13 protein-coding genes and 3 tRNA genes are annotated in these 17784 nt (G+C 71.7%); 8 read left to right on the forward strand and 8 right to left on the reverse strand.

What is annotated here, in order from left to right; translation table 11 throughout:
* The first annotated feature begins 57 nt into the window (after positions 1 to 57).
* The 4 genes from CW362_RS08285 to CW362_RS08300 are packed head-to-tail and all read left to right on the forward strand — an operon-like array spanning position 58 to position 3111.
* Positions 58 to 1404, forward strand: a complete 1347-nt coding sequence (locus tag CW362_RS08285; protein WP_103548712.1) for a GH25 family lysozyme — start codon at positions 58 to 60, stop codon at positions 1402 to 1404.
* Positions 1405 to 1442: 38 nt separating this feature from the next.
* Positions 1443 to 1841 carry a hypothetical protein gene (locus CW362_RS08290; RefSeq protein WP_103548713.1) on the forward strand — a complete coding sequence of 133 codons (399 nt, stop codon included), beginning with the start codon at positions 1443 to 1445 and terminating at the stop codon, positions 1839 to 1841.
* Between the two features lie 33 nt (positions 1842 to 1874).
* Positions 1875 to 2288, forward strand: coding sequence for a hypothetical protein (locus CW362_RS08295; RefSeq protein ID WP_103548714.1), 414 nt, complete (start codon positions 1875 to 1877; stop codon positions 2286 to 2288).
* A gap of 43 nt (positions 2289 to 2331) precedes the next feature.
* Positions 2332 to 3111 (forward strand): D-Ala-D-Ala carboxypeptidase family metallohydrolase, encoded by a 780-nt coding sequence (locus CW362_RS08300; protein ID WP_103548715.1) that lies wholly within the window; start codon positions 2332 to 2334, stop codon positions 3109 to 3111.
* A 124-nt stretch (positions 3112 to 3235) separates the two neighbouring features.
* On the opposite strand, the gene CW362_RS08305 is transcribed toward CW362_RS08300, so the two are convergent.
* The 5 genes from CW362_RS08305 to CW362_RS08325 form a co-directional block, all read right to left on the reverse strand.
* Positions 3236 to 4381: a helix-turn-helix domain-containing protein gene (locus tag CW362_RS08305; protein ID WP_103548716.1), complete on the reverse strand. Its 1146-nt coding sequence runs from the start codon at positions 4379 to 4381 to the stop codon at positions 3236 to 3238.
* Positions 4382 to 4629: 248 nt separating this feature from the next.
* Entirely contained in the window at positions 4630 to 6393 is a 1764-nt protein-coding gene (locus CW362_RS08310) for an NlpC/P60 family protein (RefSeq protein ID WP_103548739.1), read from the reverse strand.
* Positions 6394 to 6517: 124 nt separating this feature from the next.
* Positions 6518 to 6594 (reverse strand) — tRNA-Ile (locus CW362_RS08315).
* Between the two features lie 166 nt (positions 6595 to 6760).
* A tRNA-Asn gene (locus CW362_RS08320) sits at positions 6761 to 6833 on the reverse strand.
* Between the two features lie 5 nt (positions 6834 to 6838).
* A tRNA-Asn gene (locus tag CW362_RS08325) sits at positions 6839 to 6911 on the reverse strand.
* A gap of 144 nt (positions 6912 to 7055) precedes the next feature.
* On the opposite strand from CW362_RS08325, the gene CW362_RS08330 reads away from it, so the two are divergent.
* The 4 genes from CW362_RS08330 to CW362_RS08345 all read left to right on the forward strand — a co-directional run bounded on the left by CW362_RS08330 (position 7056) and on the right by CW362_RS08345 (position 12761).
* A complete protein-coding gene (locus tag CW362_RS08330; protein ID WP_103548717.1) occupies positions 7056 to 7361 on the forward strand; it encodes a hypothetical protein in 306 nt (101 codons plus the stop codon).
* Between the two features lie 72 nt (positions 7362 to 7433).
* Complete coding sequence (locus CW362_RS08335) at positions 7434 to 8879, forward strand: FGGY family carbohydrate kinase (RefSeq protein WP_103548718.1); 1446 nt, start codon at positions 7434 to 7436, stop codon at positions 8877 to 8879.
* A gap of 169 nt (positions 8880 to 9048) precedes the next feature.
* On the forward strand, positions 9049 to 10782 hold the full coding sequence (locus CW362_RS08340) for an ABC transporter ATP-binding protein (protein ID WP_103548740.1): 1734 nt from the start codon (positions 9049 to 9051) through the stop codon (positions 10780 to 10782).
* A complete protein-coding gene (locus CW362_RS08345; protein ID WP_103548719.1) occupies positions 10782 to 12761 on the forward strand; it encodes an ABC transporter ATP-binding protein in 1980 nt (659 codons plus the stop codon). Before CW362_RS08340 ends, CW362_RS08345 begins: the two co-directional genes overlap by 1 nt.
* A gap of 72 nt (positions 12762 to 12833) precedes the next feature.
* Here CW362_RS08345 and CW362_RS08350 read toward each other — a convergent pair whose 3' ends face one another.
* The 3 genes from CW362_RS08350 to CW362_RS08360 form a co-directional block, all read right to left on the reverse strand.
* Entirely contained in the window at positions 12834 to 14168 is a 1335-nt protein-coding gene (locus CW362_RS08350) for an RNA polymerase sigma factor (RefSeq protein ID WP_103548720.1), read from the reverse strand.
* 236 nt (positions 14169 to 14404) lie between these two features.
* The gene (gene dnaG, locus CW362_RS08355) at positions 14405 to 16309 is read right to left on the reverse strand and encodes a DNA primase (RefSeq protein WP_103548721.1); all 1905 of its coding nucleotides are present in this window, start codon (positions 16307 to 16309) and stop codon (positions 14405 to 14407) included.
* A 170-nt stretch (positions 16310 to 16479) separates the two neighbouring features.
* Positions 16480 to 17745 (reverse strand): NAD(P)/FAD-dependent oxidoreductase, encoded by a 1266-nt coding sequence (locus tag CW362_RS08360; protein WP_103548722.1) that lies wholly within the window; start codon positions 17743 to 17745, stop codon positions 16480 to 16482.
* Positions 17746 to 17784: the final 39 nt, after the last annotated feature.

Consider the following 17784-nt stretch of genomic DNA (forward strand, 5'->3'; position numbering starts at 1 on the left):
TGCCAGCATGGCCGGCGGCCGGGAGTTCCCGGCCACCGACCAGAGGGGGAACACCAGATGGGAACAAGGACGCTACTGCGGGGTCTGACCCTCGCCGTGGCAGCGGTCCTGCCCCTGTGCGGGCCCGCGGCGGTGCAGGCGGCGCCGGCGACGGCCGCCGCCGTCGCGGTCTGCGGGCACACGAGTGCGCAGCCCACGCTGCAACAGGGGTCCACGGGGGACGCGACGGTCGAGGCGCAGTGCGAACTCGACCTGGCGACGAAGCCGAGCCGGTACACGCCGATCGCGGCGGACGGCTCGTTCGGATCGGGGACCCAGACGCGGGTCAAGGAGTTCCAGCGGTGCGCCGGGCTGAGCGCGGACGGCGTGATCGGCCCGCAGACCTGGGCGGCGCTGAACTCCTGGGCCGCCCAGCCGCACACCTGCGCGACCCAGGGCACGGCGGGGACGGCGCAGGCGACCGTGTGCGGCCACACCGACGCGCGCCCGACCCTGAAGAAGGGCGCGAAGAGCGAGGAGGTCAAGGAGGTCCAGTGCCGGCTGAACCTGGCCATGGAGCCGTTCCACTATCCGCCGCTGACCGTCGACGGCGACTTCGGGGGCGGCACCGAGGACCGGGTCATCGAGCTCCAGCACTGCGCCAACCTCAGCGCCGACGGCACCGTGGGCCCCAACACCTGGGCGAAGCTGGTGGACTGGTCCAGCCGTAACGCGTACTGCACGCCGCCCCACCCGGCCGGCCACCCGATCGACGGCCTGGACACGGCCAAGTACCAGCACCCCGGCGGCGCGCCGATCGACTGGAAGGCCGTACGGGCCTCGGGCGCCGAGTTCGCGACGGTCAAGGCCACCCGGGGCATGAACGTCACCGACGAGTACCTCGCCACCGACCTCGAGGGGGCCAGGGCGGCGGGGCTGGCCGTGGCGCCGTACCACTTCTACACGGGCACGGCGGCCGACACGGGTGCCGCGCAGGCCGACCGGTTCATCGCCGCCGTGCGGGCGACCGGTTACACCGGCAAGCGCGCGGGCGACCTTCCGCCGATCTTCGACCTGGAGCGCATGGACGACGGCAGCGGACGCTGTCCCACCTACGGCACGGTGGCCGACGCCAAGGCCTGGCTCGACCGGGTCGAGAGCGCCTTCGGCCGCGTCCCGATGATCTACACCCAGAAGTCCTTCCTGGACGACTGCATGGGGTCGACCACCGCCTTCGCCCGGTATCCGCTCCAGCTCGCGGACTACCGCCAGTCGATCACCCAGCCGCCGGTGCCGAACGGCTCGACGACCTGGACGATGTGGCAGTACACCGACGCCGCGATCTTCCCGGGTCTGCGGGCGCCGGCGACCGGCGACGTGTTCAACGGCACCCGGGCCGACCTCGACAAGCTGGCCAACCGGTGATCCCGGCCGTGACCGCCGCCGTACCGAGGAGGACCCCCATGACCGCCAGGTTCGCCCGCGCGTCCCTCGTCGCCCTGCTCGTCGCCCTGGGCTTCACCGCCCCGGCACCCGCCTCGGCCGCCCCCGCCGCTGCCGCCGCCACGAGCTGTTACGGCGGCGCGGTCACGGTGCGCTACGGGGAGGTGCGCGACTTCGGCCCGTACGTGACCACGAGCCGCTGCAAGGACATCAACATGCGGATGACCGGCGGCGACGCCGATTTCGGCTGGGCCTGCGTGCACTTCCAGGGGACCAGGGCCGACGCCTGCAACTACTGGACCAAGATCGGCCGGAGCTGGACGACCATCGCCACCGACGTCCTGAACGGAACCAGGTTCACCGTGCTCAACGGCGTGGACCTGGAAGGCAGTTCCGCCACCTTCCAGATCGCCTTCTGACCCTCGCACCCACCTCACCGAACGGAGACCACCATGACCAGGACCAGGGCGCTCGCCTCGGCTCTCATCACCGTGGCCGCACTGCTGGGAGCGGGTGCCGCGCCCGCCGCCGCACAGTCCTCGGCCGCCGCGACGAGCTGCTACGGCGGCGCGAAGAACCTGAACTACCGCTACCAGGAGGGACCCAGGGAGTACGGCCCCTTCACCACGTCCTCGCGGTGCGGCGACATCAACATGCGGCTCACCACGGACGACCAGGGGTTCCTGTACGCCTGCGTGGTGTTCGTCGACCACACCGACAAGTGCAACCACGACAACAAGTACTCCCTCCACGGCACCCCGTGGGCGACGGTCGCCACCGAAGTCAAGGACGGCACCCGCTTCGTCCTGCGCGTCGGCCCCTACGACACCGACGCACAGAACGTGAACTTCCAGCTCGCCTACTGACCTCTTCCCCCGCCCCGCGCACCACCGTTCCGAAAGGACGACGATGACCTTCCTCTTCCGCTCCTCCGGCGGCCGCTCCCTCGAGAGCCGCTCCCTCGACCGCCGCAGCATGCTGCGCGGCACGCTGGCCGTCGGCGCCGGCCTGGCGTTCGGCCCGCTGCTGCTCTCCGGCACCGCGCAGGCCTATTCGTGGTCGCGCACCATGAAGCAGGGCGACAGCGGCGCCGACGTGCTGGAGCTGCAGATCCGGGTCGCGGGCTGGGCGGCCGACAGCCCGAGCCACACCCGGGTCGGCCTCGACGGCGACTTCGGCCCCGGCACGCTCGCGGCCGTCAAGCGGTTCCAGACGGCGTACGGTCTCGACAACGACGGGATCGCCGGTCCCAACACCCACGCCAAGCTCAACGCGCTGGAGCAGTCGGACGGTTCCACGGCCCACTTCAACTGGAGCGAGTTCTACGACCAGGCGAGCGGCAACTTCAACGGCGGCAAGGTGAGCGCGGCGCAGGTGAAGGAGAACGCCCGCCGCTGCATGTACAAGCTGGAGGCGCTGCGCAAGAAGCTGGGCGACAAGCCGATCACGGTCAACTCCGGCTTCCGCAGCATCGCGCACAACGCCGACATCGGCGGGGCCAGCGACAGCATGCACCTGTACGGCACCGCGGCCGACCTCGACGTGCCCGGGGTGGCCACCAAGACCGTCTACCAGAAGGCGGAGACCTGCGGGTTCTCCGGTCTGGAGCGGTACACCGTCGACCACCAGCACGTCGACAGCCGGGCCGACCTCGGCCGTGACTGGTGGTGGGAGAGCGGCACGGTCTGACGCCGTCCGGGTCACCCGGGGCCGGGACACGGCCCCGGGTGACCCGAAGCCCGGGAGCCCCGGGTACCGCGGGGAAGTACCCGGGGCTCCCGGGCTTCGGCCTCTCGGCGCGCGCTTCCGGCCCTCAGCCCTTCGGCGCGTCCTTCGTACCCTTCGCGTCCTTCGCGTCCTTCGCGCCCTTCGCGTCCTTCAGCGCCGCCTCGCAGGAGGGCCAGTCGTGGAAGTCGTGCCGGGCGCTCCACAGCCGGTGGGCCGCCCGGATGTTCCACTCCGGGTCGAACGCGCGCCGCGGCGTGCCGCCGAGTTCCCGCAGACGGACGTCGGAGATCTGGAACACACCCCAGTTGCGGCTGCCGTTGGTGTTGGGCAGCACCCACAGCGGGTCGAGGAACGAGGCGCAGCGGGCGACGGCCACGGCGGTGCGGGGGTCCTCGGTGAACACCTCACGGATCCGCTTCGCCACCCTGTCCTGCGACCAGGTCTCCATGCTCACCTCGTGCGCGTAGAGCGCCTTCTTGGTGGGCCCGTCGACCACGCTGCTGGCCGGCATGCCCGCCAGCACCTGGAACGCGGTCAGCCTGCGCAGGGTCTCGGGTCCGAAGTCCCCGTCGACGGCGAGCCCGCCCCCGGCCCGCGCCAGCAGTTTCTGGACCTCGCGCACGCACTCGTCGTGCTGTCCCATGCTGACCGTCCCGCACGCGGAGGAGTACAGCAGCCCGTCGTCGGCCGGCGCCGGGTCGTCGGCGGGCATCCACACGAACCCGGCCACCAGCCCCGTCACGGCCACGACCGCGGTGGCCAGCACCGCGAAGCGGGAGGACAGCCTCTCGGGCATCCGGATCCGTCTCGGCTCCCCGGCCCCGGCCCCGGCCCCGGCGGGAGCGGTCTCCGGCGGGGCGGCGTCCTCCGGTCCGGGGTCCGTCGGCGCGGGCGCGGCGGGACCGTCCGGCGCCGGTGCCGGTGCCGGTGCCGGGTCCTCCTCCGTGGCCGTGGCGGTCGCGGTGGTCACGGCCGGTGTGTTCCGGTCGGTGTCCGCCAGCGCCCACAGCCGGTGCAGTTCGCGGAGTTCCTCCGCGCTGGCGCCGCACACCTTGGCGAAGGAGTGCACCACCCGGTAGTCCGTCGGGACGCTGAGGCCGGAGCAGTACCGATGCAGACTGGAGCCGCTGACGCCGGCTTCCCTGCCGAGGCGGTCGTAACCCCGGCCGCTGCGGTCCTTCAGCTTCCGAAGGCAGGCGGCGAATTTCTCGGTTTGCGAAGAGGCAGCCACGCGTCCACCCTTGCTCAGGCCTCTACTGACGGGTAGAAGCTACACCGCGGAAACCTGTGCGCGCCCTTTGACTGCCGGAATGCGATCGTCAACAGCCTTTCGAAATAAGGCATTTGAAAGAGAGTCAAGGAACCGGTCCATCACCGCGGCCCTCCCGTGACGCTGCCGCCCCCCGGGAGACCGCCCCGATACGGGGGTCTGCCCCGTATCGGGGCGGTGTGCCCCCGCGCGGCCCGCGGACGGCGGGTTCAGATGCGGCGCACGGTGTGCAGCCTCGTCGCGTACGTACCCGTGCCGTCGAGCAGCGACGCCCCGCCCAGGTCGGACATGGTGGGCCCGTTGACCGTCTTGCGGCTGGAGAGGAAACGCCGCTTGCCGGCCGCGTCCTTGCCGAGGTAGATGCCGACGTGGTCGACGGTCACGGTGCCGGTGGCCGCGTCGTCGTCGCCCGAGTCCGCGTTGAACAGCACCAGGTCGCCGGGCTGGAGCAGGGCCGCGGCGGGCGGGGCGGTGCCGTCGGTGCGGTCGACGAGCACCCCGGGCGCGTGGTAGGCGATGTCCCGCGACTTGCGCGGGATCCGGCTGCCGGACGTGTCCGCGCCGGCGGCCAGGGGCACGCCCATGTGATAGCCGTAGACCATCCGCGTGTAGCCCGAGCAGTCGAGGTTGCCGGCCTGCTTGCCGGCCGGCCCGGTGCGGGTCCCGTCGGGGAAGGTCCAGCCGACGTTCATGTACTCGTGGAAGTCGGCGCCCTCGTAGCGGTAGCCCTGCGGGTCCAGGTAGCCGTACCCGGCCTCGCCCAGCACCTGCCCGCCCTGGGCCGGTCCGGCCCCGGCCGTGACCGCCGGCGCGCCGCCGAGGAACATCGCGGCGTGGGCCAGGACGTCGGGAGCGCACGAACCGGCCCAGCCGCGGATCGTCTGCTCCACCTGCGCCGTCCAGGTTCCGTCGAACGGCTCCGGCAGCACCCGCACCCAGTCTCCGTGGGTGACGGTCGGAGGCTTCTCCCAGTTCGCGGCGTCCACCTCGTAGCGACTGACCGAGAGCTTGACCGGCAGGTTCGTACAGCCGGTGTTGGCCAGGGCGCGCAGGCCCACCCGGCCCTTGGAGAAGGTGGCGTCGCCGACGTCGACGGCCCACGCGGCGGGCTCGGCCGAGGCCGAACGCCACGCCCTGGCCTGGATCCGGCCGCCCTCCCGGCGGACCCGGATCGTCCAGTCGGTCCCCGCGGGCACGCCCGTGGCGAGGGTGAGGGCGGTCGCCAACTGCGTCACCGTGTCGTCGACCTCCTTCTCGACGCGCAGCTCGACCGCGCCCGAGGTGAGGAAGGACAGCCGGGCCCGGTAGTTGTTGTGGGTGTTCTGGTAGCCGAACGTCAGAGCGGCGGAACAGGCCTGGCCGGTGGGTACCTTGTCGAACCGGACCGTGCAGCGGACGTCGACGTCGGTGATCTCGTCGTCGCGCAGGGTGGCGTGCCGGCTGTAGTTCTCGGTGGTGAGACTGACGACACCGCTGCCCGGCACGACGGAGTAGTCGGTGTCCGCCGGCCCGAGCGTCGACCAACTGCCGCCGCCGGGAGACGTGCCCCAGTACTTCCGGTCCTCCGCGCCGAGCGACAGATCGGGCAGGGTGCGCTGGAAGTCGTCCACGAAGGACCGCTTGTTCTCCGCGAACGTGCGCTGCGGGCCGGGCACCACGACGGTCCGCGCGCCGTGGGTCAGCAGCGCGACGCGCCGGCCGCCGGAGGTGACCTCGGTACGCGCCGGGGTGCCCGCCAGCACGGTCGCGGTGAGCGGGGCGCCGAGTGTCACCGAGGTGAAGTAGGAGGCGTCCAACGGCGGCAGGGTCACCGAGGAACGGGCCGAGGAGAGGCCCGCCGGCCCCGCGAAGGGATCCACGGGGGCGGTCGTCCCGGCGGCACGGGCCGGAGCCGACGCCGCGCCGGTGAGCGGGACGGAGGCGGCGGAGGCCGCGAGAACGGCGAGGAGCCTTCTTCGAGAGGTGTGCGACATGAAGATCATGATCCACAGGGGCCGAACACTTGAACAGTACGCTTCCGGCCCCGGCCCGGAGGCCGGCCCGGGCCGGCCCTTCCGCCTCCGGCGAGGGACGTCTCCGCGGACCGGAGGCCGTACGTGGTGGGGCGGGTGGGACTCGAACCCACGGCCGACGGATTATGAGTCCGCTGCTCTAACCGGCTGAGCTACCGCCCCGTTACGGCGCGCCGCGCACATTTGTGCGCGCCGTCTGCCGCAGCATAGCCGCTCATACGATCTCCTGCTCCGGCTGGTCTGCTTCGCCGTGACCAGGAGACCTTCGGCATGCCCTGAGCGATCCCTGCGGACATGAAAAAGGACCCCGAAGGGCCCTCTCTCGTTGCTCTCCCGACTGGACTCGAACCAGTAACCTGCCGGTTAACAGCCGGCTGCTCTGCCAATTGAGCTACAGGAGATCGAGCTCCCCCGACTGGACTCGAACCAGTAACCTGCCGGTTAACAGCCGGCTGCTCTGCCAATTGAGCTACGGAGGATTGATCTCTGCATCGAACGCACCCACCCGGGTATTCGCCAGGGGGCGTGCGCTCTCTGCGACACATACATTAGCGCAAGCAGGGGGGTGCTTTGCCAATCGGTTCCCTCCGTACCGATGCCGACGCAAGGGAAGGGTGGCCGTCATGCGCTACCGGCTCACGTTCGTCGCCGGACTGGCCCTGGGTTACGTGCTCGGCTCGCGGGCCGGACGCGAGCGCTACGAACAGCTGAAGAAGTCCATGCGCCAGGTCGCGCAGAACCCCGCGGTGCGCAACACCGCCGAGACCGCCGCCCAGCAGGGCCGCGAGATCGCGGGCAAGGCGTTGCACACCGTGGGCGAGAAGGTGGGCGACCGCGTCCCCGCCTCGGTCTCGGGCCGGGTGCGTTCCCTGCGGGAACGCACCGCGGACGGCACCGGCGAGGACGACTGGGGCACCAGCAACACCTAGGGATCCCGGTGCGCGCCGGTCCTTGTGCCGGCCCGGCGCCACCGGCTCCCGCCGTACGGCAGAATTTCCGCCATGGGGATAGTCGCCGGGCTGGACAGTGCGCCCGATTTCACTCGCATCGTCGTCTGCGACACGGACACGGGTGCCGTGCTGAGGCAGGGGTACGCGCCGCATCCGGTCGACGGCGCCGGCCGTTCCCCCGACGTGGATCCGCAGGCCTGGCTGCTGTCCCTGGGCGAGGCCGCCGGGGGCGGACTGCTCGAAGGCGTCCAGGCCATCGGCGTGTCGGCCCAGCAGAACGGGCTCGTCCCGCTGGACCCGCAGGGCGGCACCGTGCGTCCCGCGATGGTCGGCGGCGACAAGCGGGCGCAGGTCGCGGCGGCCGATCTGATCGACGCGCTCGGCGGGCGCGAGGCGTGGGCGCAGGCGGTGGGCAGCGTCCCGGGAGCCGCGCAGCCGGTGACCAAGCTGCGCTGGCTGAGCAAGACCGAGCCCGAGGCGGCGCGGCGCACCAGCATGCTGCTCCAGGCCCACGACTGGCTGGTGTGGCAGCTCCTCGGGCGGCCCGTGCGCAGGACCACGGACCGGGGCGGCGCCTCGGCGACCGGGTACTGGTCGGCGGCTACCGGCGCGTACCGGCAGGACCTCGTCGAACTGGCGCTCGGCCACCAGGCCGGACTGCCGGACGTGCTCGGTCCCGCCGAGGCCGCCGGCACCACTCCCGAGGGGCTGCTGATATCCGCCGGGACCGGCGAGACCATGGCGGCGGCGTTCGGGCTCGGCATCGGGCTCGGTGACGCGGTGGTGTCGCTGGGCGCCTCCGGCTCCGTGATGGCCGTCCACCCCGAGGCGCTGGCCGACTCCACCGGCATGATCACCTCCCTGGCGGACGCGACCGGCATGCACCTTCCGGTCGTCACCACGCTCAACGCCGTACGGGCCCTGCGCGGGGCGGCCGAGCTCCTCGGGGTGCCGGACCTGGAGGGGCTGTCCGAGCTGGCGATGAAGTCGACGCCGGGCTCGCACGGACTCGTCCTGCTGCCGTACCTGGAGGGCGAGCGCACCCCGAGCCTGCCGCACACGGCGGGGACGCTGGCCGGTCTGCGCCGGGAGTCGATGAAGCCCGAGCACCTGGCGCGGGCTGCCTTCGAGGGCATGCTGTGCGGGCTCGCGGACGCGCTGGACGTGCTGCGCGGCCGGGGTGTCGACGTACGCAGGATCTTCCTCCTCGGCCCGGCGGCCGAGCTGCCCGCCGTCCAGGCCGTGGCGCCCGCGCTGTTCGGCGCGCAGGTCGTCGTGCCGCAGCCCGCGGACTACGCGGCGCTCGGCGCGGCCCGTCAGGCCGCCTGGGCCCTCGGCGTGTCGCAGGGCACCCTCGACCCGCGGACCCCGCCGATGTGGCAGGGGCCGGTCGCCCAGGTGCTGGAGCCCGGCGAGGAACTCGCCGTGGGGCAGGCCGTACGGCAGCAGTACGTCTCCGTACGCGAACAGACGCATCCCGGGGCGTTCCGGGTGTGACGCCTCATCGGACGTACGACCGAAGGCGGAGGCCGCGTCCATTTTTGGACCGCACTTGGGTTAATCGGTTGAGGTAACGCGGGGGGAGTGTCCGACGATAGGGGGTGGTGCGTGCATCATGCACAGCCCGTCGGTCACCCCCGCCGTCCACGATTCCGAGAGACCCCGCGTGCTCATACGACTCCTGCGGACTCACCTCAGTCCGTACAAGAAACCCATAGCCCTGCTGGTGCTGCTGCAGTTCCTGCAGACCTGCGCCACGCTCTACCTGCCCACCCTCAACGCGCACATCATCGACAACGGTGTCGTGAAGGGCGACACGGGCTACATCCTGACCTTCGGCGCCCTGATGATCGGCATCTCGCTGGCCCAGGTCGTCTGCAACATCGGGGCCGTCTACCACGGAGCCCGTACGGCGTCCGCGGTGGGCCGGGACATCCGGGGCGCCGTCTTCGACCGCGTGCAGTCCTTCTCGGCGCGCGAGATGGGCCACTTCGGCGCGCCGTCGCTGATCACCCGCACCACCAACGACGTCCAGCAGGTGCAGATGCTCGCGCTGATGACGTTCACCCTGCTGGTGTCGGCTCCGATCATGTGTGTGGGCGGCATCATCCTGGCCCTCGGCCTGGACGTGCCGCTGTCCGCGGTGCTCGTCGCCGTGGTGCCGACGCTCGGCGTCTGCGTGACGCTCATCGTGCGCCGGCTGCGCCCGCTGTTCCGCACCATGCAGGTGCGGCTGGACACCGTGAACCGGGTGCTGCGCGAGCAGATCACCGGCAACCGCGTGATCCGCGCGTTCGTGCGCGACGGCTACGAGAAGGACCGCTTCAAGGGCGCCAACACCGAGCTGACCGAGACCTCGCTGGCCACCGGCCGGATGCTGGCCCTGATGTTCCCGATCGTCATGACGGTGGTGAACCTGTCGTCCATCGCGGTGGTCTGGTTCGGCGCCCACCGCATCGACAGCGGCGGCATGCAGATCGGCGACCTGACCGCGTTCCTGGCCTACCTGATGCAGATCGTGATGTCGGTGATGATGGCCACCTTCATGTTCATGATGGTGCCGCGCGCGGAGGTCTGCGCCGAGCGCATCCAGGAGGTCCTCTCCACCGAGAGCAGCGTGGTCCCGCCCGTCGCTCCGGTCGTGGAGCTGCGCCGGCACGGCCACCTGGAGATCCGCGACGCCGGGTTCCGCTACCCGGGCGCCGAGGAGCCGGTCCTGAAGTCCGTCGACCTTCTCGCCCGCCCCGGTGAGGTGACCGCGGTCATCGGCTCGACCGGCAGCGGCAAGTCGACCCTGCTCGGCATGATCCCCCGCCTGTTCGACGCCACCGACGGCCAGGTGCTCGTCGACGGCGTGGACGTCGCGACCATCGACCCGAAGCTGCTGGCCAGAACGGTCGGACTGGTCCCCCAGAAGCCCTACCTGTTCGCGGGGACCGTCGCCACGAACCTGCGGTACGGCAACCCGGAGGCGACCGACGAGGAGCTGTGGCACGCGCTGGAGGTGGCGCAGGCCAAGGGCTTCGTGGAAGCGCTGGAGAACGGACTGGACTCCCCGATCGCGCAGGGCGGCACGAACGTGTCCGGCGGTCAGCGCCAGCGCCTGGCCATCGCCCGCACCCTCGTGCAGCGCCCCGAGATCTACCTGTTCGACGACTCCTTCTCGGCCCTCGACTACGCGACCGACGCGGCACTGCGCGCGGCGCTGACCGAGGAGACCGCGGAGGCGACCGTGGTGATCGTCGCCCAGCGGGTGTCGACCATCAGGGAGGCCGACCGGATCGTGGTCCTCGACGAGGGCCGGGTCGTCGGCACCGGACGGCACCACGAACTGATGGCGGACAACGAGACCTACCGGGAGATCGTGCTCTCCCAGCTGACGGAAGCGGAGGCCGCCTGATGGCCGGGCCCATGGGACGCATGATGGCCGGGGGCGGCCCCGACCAGCGCTCGATGGATTTCAAGGTGTCGGGCCGACGGCTCCTCGCCCAGTTCAAGCCCGAGCGCGCCACGCTGTACGTGATGCTGGTCGCCGTCGTCCTGAGCGTCGGTCTCTCGGTGGTCGGCCCGAAGATCCTCGGCCGGGCCACCGACCTGGTCTTCGCGGGGATCGTCGGGCGACAGATGCCGGCCGGGACCACCAAGGCCCAGGCCCTCGACTCGCTGCGCGCGCACGGCCAGGGCGCCGTCGCCGACATGCTCTCGGGGACGGACTTCACCCCCGGCCAGGGCATCGACTTCGACGCCGTCGGGCAGGTCCTGCTGTTCGCGCTGGGCACGTTCCTGCTGGCCGGCCTGCTGATGGCGGTGGCGACGCGCCTGGTCAACAAGGCCGTCAACAAGACGGTCTACCGCATGCGCGAGGACCTCCAGGCGAAGCTGTCGCGGCTGCCGCTGTCGTACTTCGACAAGCGCCAGCGCGGTGAGGTGCTCAGCCGCGCGACGAACGACATGGACAACATCCAGCAGACCCTCCAGCAGTCGATGGGCCAGCTGGTCAACTCGCTGCTGACCATCGTGGGCGTGCTCGCGATGATGTTCTGGGTGTCGCCGCTGCTCGCGCTCGTCGCGCTGGTCACGGTGCCGCTGTCGTTCGTCGTGGCCACCCGGGTCGGCAAGCGCTCGCAGCCGCACTTCGTGCAGCAGTGGCGCACCACCGGCAAGCTCAACGCCCACATCGAGGAGATGTACACCGGGCACACCCTGGTGAAGGTGTTCGGACGGGCGGACGAGTCGGCGGCGCAGTTCGCCGAGCAGAACGAGAAGCTGTACGAGGCCGGTTTCCGGGCGCAGTTCAACAGCGGCGTCATGCAGCCGCTGATGATGTTCGTGTCGAACCTGAACTACGTGCTGGTGGCGGTGGTCGGCGGTCTGCGGGTCGCCTCGGGCTCGCTGTCGATCGGTGACGTGCAGGCGTTCATCCAGTACTCCCGCCAGTTCTCGATGCCGCTGACGCAGGTCGCCTCGATGGCGAACCTGGTGCAGTCGGGTGTCGCGTCGGCGGAGCGGGTCTTCGAGGTCCTGGACGCGGACGAGCAGGAGGCGGACCCGGCGGTGTCGGCCCGTCCCGAGGAGCTGCGCGGGCGGGTGGCGCTGGAGAACGTCTCCTTCCGGTACGACCCGGAGAAGCCGCTCATCGAGGACCTCTCGCTGAAGGTGGAGCCGGGTCACACGGTGGCCATCGTCGGCCCCACCGGCGCCGGCAAGACGACCCTGGTGAACCTGCTCATGCGGTTCTACGACGTCACGGACGGCCGGATCACCCTCGACGGGGTCGACGTGAAGTCCATGTCCCGGGACGAGCTGCGGGCCGGGATCGGCATGGTGCTCCAGGACACCTGGCTGTTCGGGGGCACGATCGCCGACAACATCGCGTACGGGGCCGGAGTGGAAGGGGCGGCGCGCAGCGCCTCCGGCAAGGGCGGTGGTGGGCGACGGGTGGGCGTCACGCGCGGGGAGATCGAGGAGGCGGCGCGCGCGGCGCACGCCGACCGGTTCATCCGCACCCTGCCCGACGGCTACGACACGGTGATCGACGACGAGGGCACGGGGGTCAGCGCGGGCGAGAAGCAGCTGATCACCATCGCGCGGGCGTTCCTGTCGGACCCGGTCATCCTGGTGCTCGACGAGGCGACCAGCTCCGTGGACACCCGGACCGAGGTGCTGATCCAGAAGGCGATGGCGAAGCTGGCGCACGGGCGGACGTCGTTCGTGATCGCCCACCGGCTGTCGACGATCCGGGACGCGGACACCATCCTCGTGATGGAGGACGGGTCCATCGTGGAGCAGGGCGCCCACGCGGAGCTGCTGGAGTCCGGCGGAGCCTACGCCCGCCTCTACCAGGCCCAGTTCGCCCAGGCGGTGGCCGAGGTCGACTAGGGCCGCCTTCCCCGGCCCCCGCGCTCCGGCACTCCCGGGAGCGGGGGTCCGGGGGCAGCGCCCCCGGAGACCTCAGTCCAGATAGCCCCGCAGCTGATCGGCGAAAGCGTGGTCCCGCAGCTTGTTCAACGTCTTGGACTCGATCTGCCGGATGCGCTCGCGCGTGACGCCGAAGATGCGGCCGATCTCCTCCAGGGTCCGCGGCCGCCCGTCCGCCAGCCCGTACCGCAGTTGCACGACCTTCCGCTCCCGCTCGCCGAGCGTCGACAGCACCGCCTCCAGATGCTGCCGGAGCAGCAGGAACGCGGCGGACTCCACCGGAGACGTCGCGTCGCCGTCCTCGATGAGGTCACCGAGGGCCACGTCGTCCTCCTCGCCCACGGGGGCGTGCAGGGACACCGGCTCCTGGGCCAGTCGCAGGACCTCGCTCACCCGTTCGCCGGACAGGTCGAGCTGGGCCGCGACCTCTTCGGGCGTGGGTTCGTAGCCGCGCTCCTGGAGCATCCGCCGCTGGACCCGGACCACCCGGTTGATCAGCTCGACCACGTGCACGGGCACCCGGATGGTGCGCGCCTGGTCGGCGAGCGCGCGCGACATGGCCTGGCGGATCCACCACGTGGCGTACGTGGAGAACTTGTAGCCGCGGGCGTAGTCGAACTTCTCGACGGCCCTGATCAGGCCGAGGTTGCCCTCCTGGACCAGGTCGAGCATGGTCAGGCCGCGGCCCACGTACCGCTTGGCCACGGAGACGACGAGCCGCAGGTTCGCCTCGATGAGCCGGCGCTTGGCCATCCGGCCCATGACGACGATCCGGTCCAGGTCCAGGGCGAGCTGGCTGTCCAGGTCGGGGGTGAGCCGCAGCTTCTCCTCGGCGAACAGCCCTGCCTCGACACGGCGGGCGAGTTCGACCTCCTCGGCGGCCGTGAGCAGCGGGATCCGTCCGATCTCCCGCAGATACTGGCGGAACAGGTCGGACGAGGGGCCACCGGTGTCGGCGGCCCGGGCCCGGGCCGGCTCCACGGGCTCGGGGGCCTCGGTCTCCACCTCCACCTCGACCTCCGCCCCGGGCCCCTCCGCGAGGGCCTCCGCCCCGGGCCCCTCCACGAGGGTCTCCGCCGTGGGGTTCTCCGGGCCGCCCTCGGGGTGGTGGGCGGCCCGGCGCTGCGCGGGGACCGCCCCGACGACGCCGGGTTCCGCGTCCGTGTCGGTGGTGTTGTCGGTCTGGGCGAGGGTCTGGGTCTGCACGGGGGCGACCTCCAGGGATGTCGCTGCTGAGGCGTGCGGCAGCGGTACGTCGGGGATGGGGTCGACGGCCTCGCCGCTGTCCATCCCGCAGTCGTTTGGCGGAACCGCGGGGATGGGGAACCCGTCGCGTGCGGGTCGGCCGCGCTCCGAGGACTCAGGCACCGGAACCCAGTGTGGAGTACGACACATCGCCGCCACGAGGGGCGTGCGGTGACTTTTTGCGTCCGGTCCGTGACCGCGTGGTTACCACTCCGGACGAGTGCGCAGCTCAGCCGGGACGAAACCTCCGGCGGCGGATACCGGATTGGCATGTGCCGGGCCCCCGCGCCCGCCCGTCCCGCCCCGGCGGCCCCGCGGGTCCGCTCCCGGAACATCCCCGAAGGGCCGGCCGCCGGGCCTCAGAGGGCTTCGGCGCCCCGCTCGCGCAGCGCCTGGCCGTACTGCTGGAGCACCCACAGCTCGTTCTGCACGGCGGCGAGCTGGGCCGGGTCGCCGCCCGTGCTGAGGCGGGACAGGGAGCCCTGGACGTCCCGGATGCGGCGGTCGACGGCGCGGCGGCGGACCATGACGAGCTGGTCGCCCGCGTAGGTCTCGTCGACGGTCTTGCGCAGGATCGCCTCGACGGCCAGTTCGGTGACCATCGCGCGCACCGTGTCGTCCGGGGCGGCGTCACGGACCCGGACCAGGTACTCCTGGGGGTCCTGGACGCCGAACTCGGCCCCGCCCGCGTCCATGACGGCCTGGCGCACGGCGGCGTACGGCGGTGCGGTGAACTCGTCCATGCCGTAGGCGTCGAACGCCGGTGAGACCAACTCGGGCCGTTGGAGGGCGAGTTTGAGCAGTTCGCGCTCGGTGGCGAAGACCGGGTTGCGCAGGGTCAGGGCCGGGCCGCCGCCGGTGGGCGCCTGGGGGGCGGCGTAGGCCTGCTGGGGGCGGCCGGCGGCGGGCGCGGGGCCCGCGCCGCCGCGCTCACGGGCCCAACGGGCCAGCTGGGCCACCCTCTTGACGACGAACTGGGTGTCGAGGATGCCGAGCATCCCGGCGAGCTGGACCGCGACCTCGTGCTGGGCGCCGCTGTTCTTGATGCGGGCGACGACCGGAGCCGCCTCGTCGAGGGCCGCCGCGCGTCCCGCCGGGGTCTCCAGGTCGTAGCGCAGGACGATCTGGCGCAGCGCGAACTCGAAGAGCGGGGTGCGGGGTTCGACCAGGTCGGCGACGGCCTCGTCGCCCTTGGCCAGACGCAGCTCACAGGGGTCCATGCCGTCGGGCGCGATGGCGATGTAGGTCTCGGCGGCGAACTTCTGGTCGTCCTCGAAGGCGCGCAGGGCGGCCTTCTGGCCGGCCGCGTCGCCGTCGAAGGTGAAGATCACCCGGGCCGAGCCGTTGTCCATCAGGAGGCGGCGGAGGATCTTGATGTGGTCGCCGCCGAACGCCGTGCCGCAGGTCGCGATCGCCGTGGTGATCCCGGCCAGGTGGCAGGCCATGACGTCGGTGTAGCCCTCGACGACGACCGCCCGGCTGCTCTTGGCGATGTCCTTCTTGGCGAGGTCGATGCCGTACAGGACCTGGGACTTCCTGTAGATCGCGGTGTCGGGCGTGTTCAGGTACTTCGGTCCGTTGTCGGACTCGTAGAGCTTGCGGGCGCCGAAGCCGACGACCTCGCCGCCGATGTCGCGGATCGGCCACATGAGCCGGCCGCGGAAGCGGTCGATGGGGCCGCGGCGGCCCTCCTGGGCGAGCCCGGAGAGGACCAGTTCCTTGTCGGTGAAGCCCTTGCCGCGCAGGTGGCGGGTGAGGTGGTCCCAGCCCTGGGGGCTGTAGCCCACTCCGAAGTGGGCGGCGGCGGCCTGGTCGAAGCCGCGCTCGGCGAGGAACGCCCGGCCCGTGTCCGCCTCGGGGCTGGTGTCGAGCTGCTCGGTGTAGAACCGCGCGGCAGCCTTGTGCGCCTCGACCAGGCGGATGCGTTCGCCGCGCTGGTGGGCGGGGTTGTACCCGCCCTCCTCGTAGCGCAGGGTGATGCCGGCCTGGGCGGCGAGGCGCTCGACCGACTCGGAGAAGGTGAGGTGGTCGACCTTCATCACGAACGTGATGGTGTCGCCGCCCTCCTGGCAGCCGAAGCAGTGGAAGAGGCCCTTGCTGGGGCTGACCTGGAACGACGGTGACTTCTCGTCGTGGAAGGGGCACAGGCCCTTGAGGTTTCCGCCGCCCGCGTTGCGCAGCTGGAGGTACTCGGACACCACGGCGTCGATCGGGACCGCGTCCCGAACCGCCTTCACGTCCTCGTCATTGATCCTGCCTGCCACGAGGTGATTCTACGGGGCCGCGCCGACACTCCCGGGGCGGGCGGGGCGGCCGCCCCGCCGGGTCCGGGGCGCACCCAGGGATTCCCCCGGCACGGCGGACGGTACGGACGCCGTCCCGCGGCCCGGCGCCGGGCGGGCGGCGGGCGCGGGACGGCGCGGGAGCGGGCCCGTCACCGGGCCAGGCTCTCCAGCGGGACGTGCGGGTCGGCGAGGGCGTCGGTGTCCACCTGGGCCCCGGAGCGGATCATCCGCTGGATCGGGTCCGTGACGTCCCACACGTTCACGTTCATCCCGGCCAGCACCCTGCCCTCCTTCACCCAGAACGCGATGAACTCGCGCTTGCCCGCGTCGCCGCGGACCACCACCTGGTCGTAGGACCCCGGGGGCGCCCAGCCCGAGTACTCCATGCCCAGGTCGTACTGGTCGGAGAAGAAGTAGGGCACCCGGTCGTACGCCGTCCCGCGGCCCAGCATCGAGCGGGCGGCGGCCGGTCCGCCGTTGAGGGCGTTGGCCCAGTGCTCGACGCGCAGCCGGGTGTCGAAGAGGCCGTGGGGGAAGGAGGCGACGTCACCGGCGGCGTAGATGTCGGGGTCGGAGGTGCGCAGCTGTTCGTCGACCGCGATGCCGCCGCCGTGCGCGCGGTCGGCCATCTCCAGGCCCGCGGCCTCGGCGAGGCCGGTGCGCGGGGCGGCGCCGATGGCCGCGAGGACGGCGTGCGCGGGGTGCTCCTCGCCGTCGTCGGTGCGGGCGGCCAGCACCACGCCGTCCTGGCCGACGATCTCGGTGAGCTGGGCGCCGAAGTGGAAGCGGACGCCGTGCTCGCCGTGCAGTTCGGCGAAGAGCTCGCCGAGCTCGGGGCCGAGGACGTTGTGCAGGGGGGTCGCCGCGGGTTCGACGACGGTGACCTCCGCGCCGTACTCGCGGGCCGCGGCGGCGACCTCCAGTCCGATCCAGCCGGCGCCGGCGATGACGAGGTGGCCGTTGTCCCGGCCCAGCGCGGTGAGGACGCCCTTGAGGCGCTCGGCGTGGGCGAGGCGGCGCAGGTGGTGGACCCCGGCGAGGCCGGTGCCCGGGATGTCGAGGCGGCGCGGCTCCGCGCCGGTCACGAGGAGCAGCTTGTCGTAGTGGACGAGGGTGCCGTCGTCGCCGAAGCGGACGGACCTGGCCTCGCGGTCGATCGCGACGACGGTCTGGCCGAGGTGCAGTTCGATGTCGTTCTGCGCGTACCAGGCGGGCTCGTGCACGAAGACGCTGTCGCGTTCCTCCTTGCCGAGCAGGTAGCCCTTGGACAGCGGCGGGCGTTCGTAGGGGTGGTCGCGTTCGTCGCAGATCAGTATCACGCGGCCGGTGAAGCCCTCCGCTCGGAGCGTCTCGGCCGCCTTGGCGCCTGCCAGGCCTCCTCCGACGATGACGAATGTCTGATCCGCGTCGACCACTTGATGCCTCCTCGTAAGGATGTCGCCATATGCGAGCGT

It is taken from the genome of Streptomyces populi, assembly GCF_002911015.1.
In the GTDB taxonomy this organism is placed as follows: domain Bacteria; phylum Actinomycetota; class Actinomycetes; order Streptomycetales; family Streptomycetaceae; genus Streptomyces; species Streptomyces populi.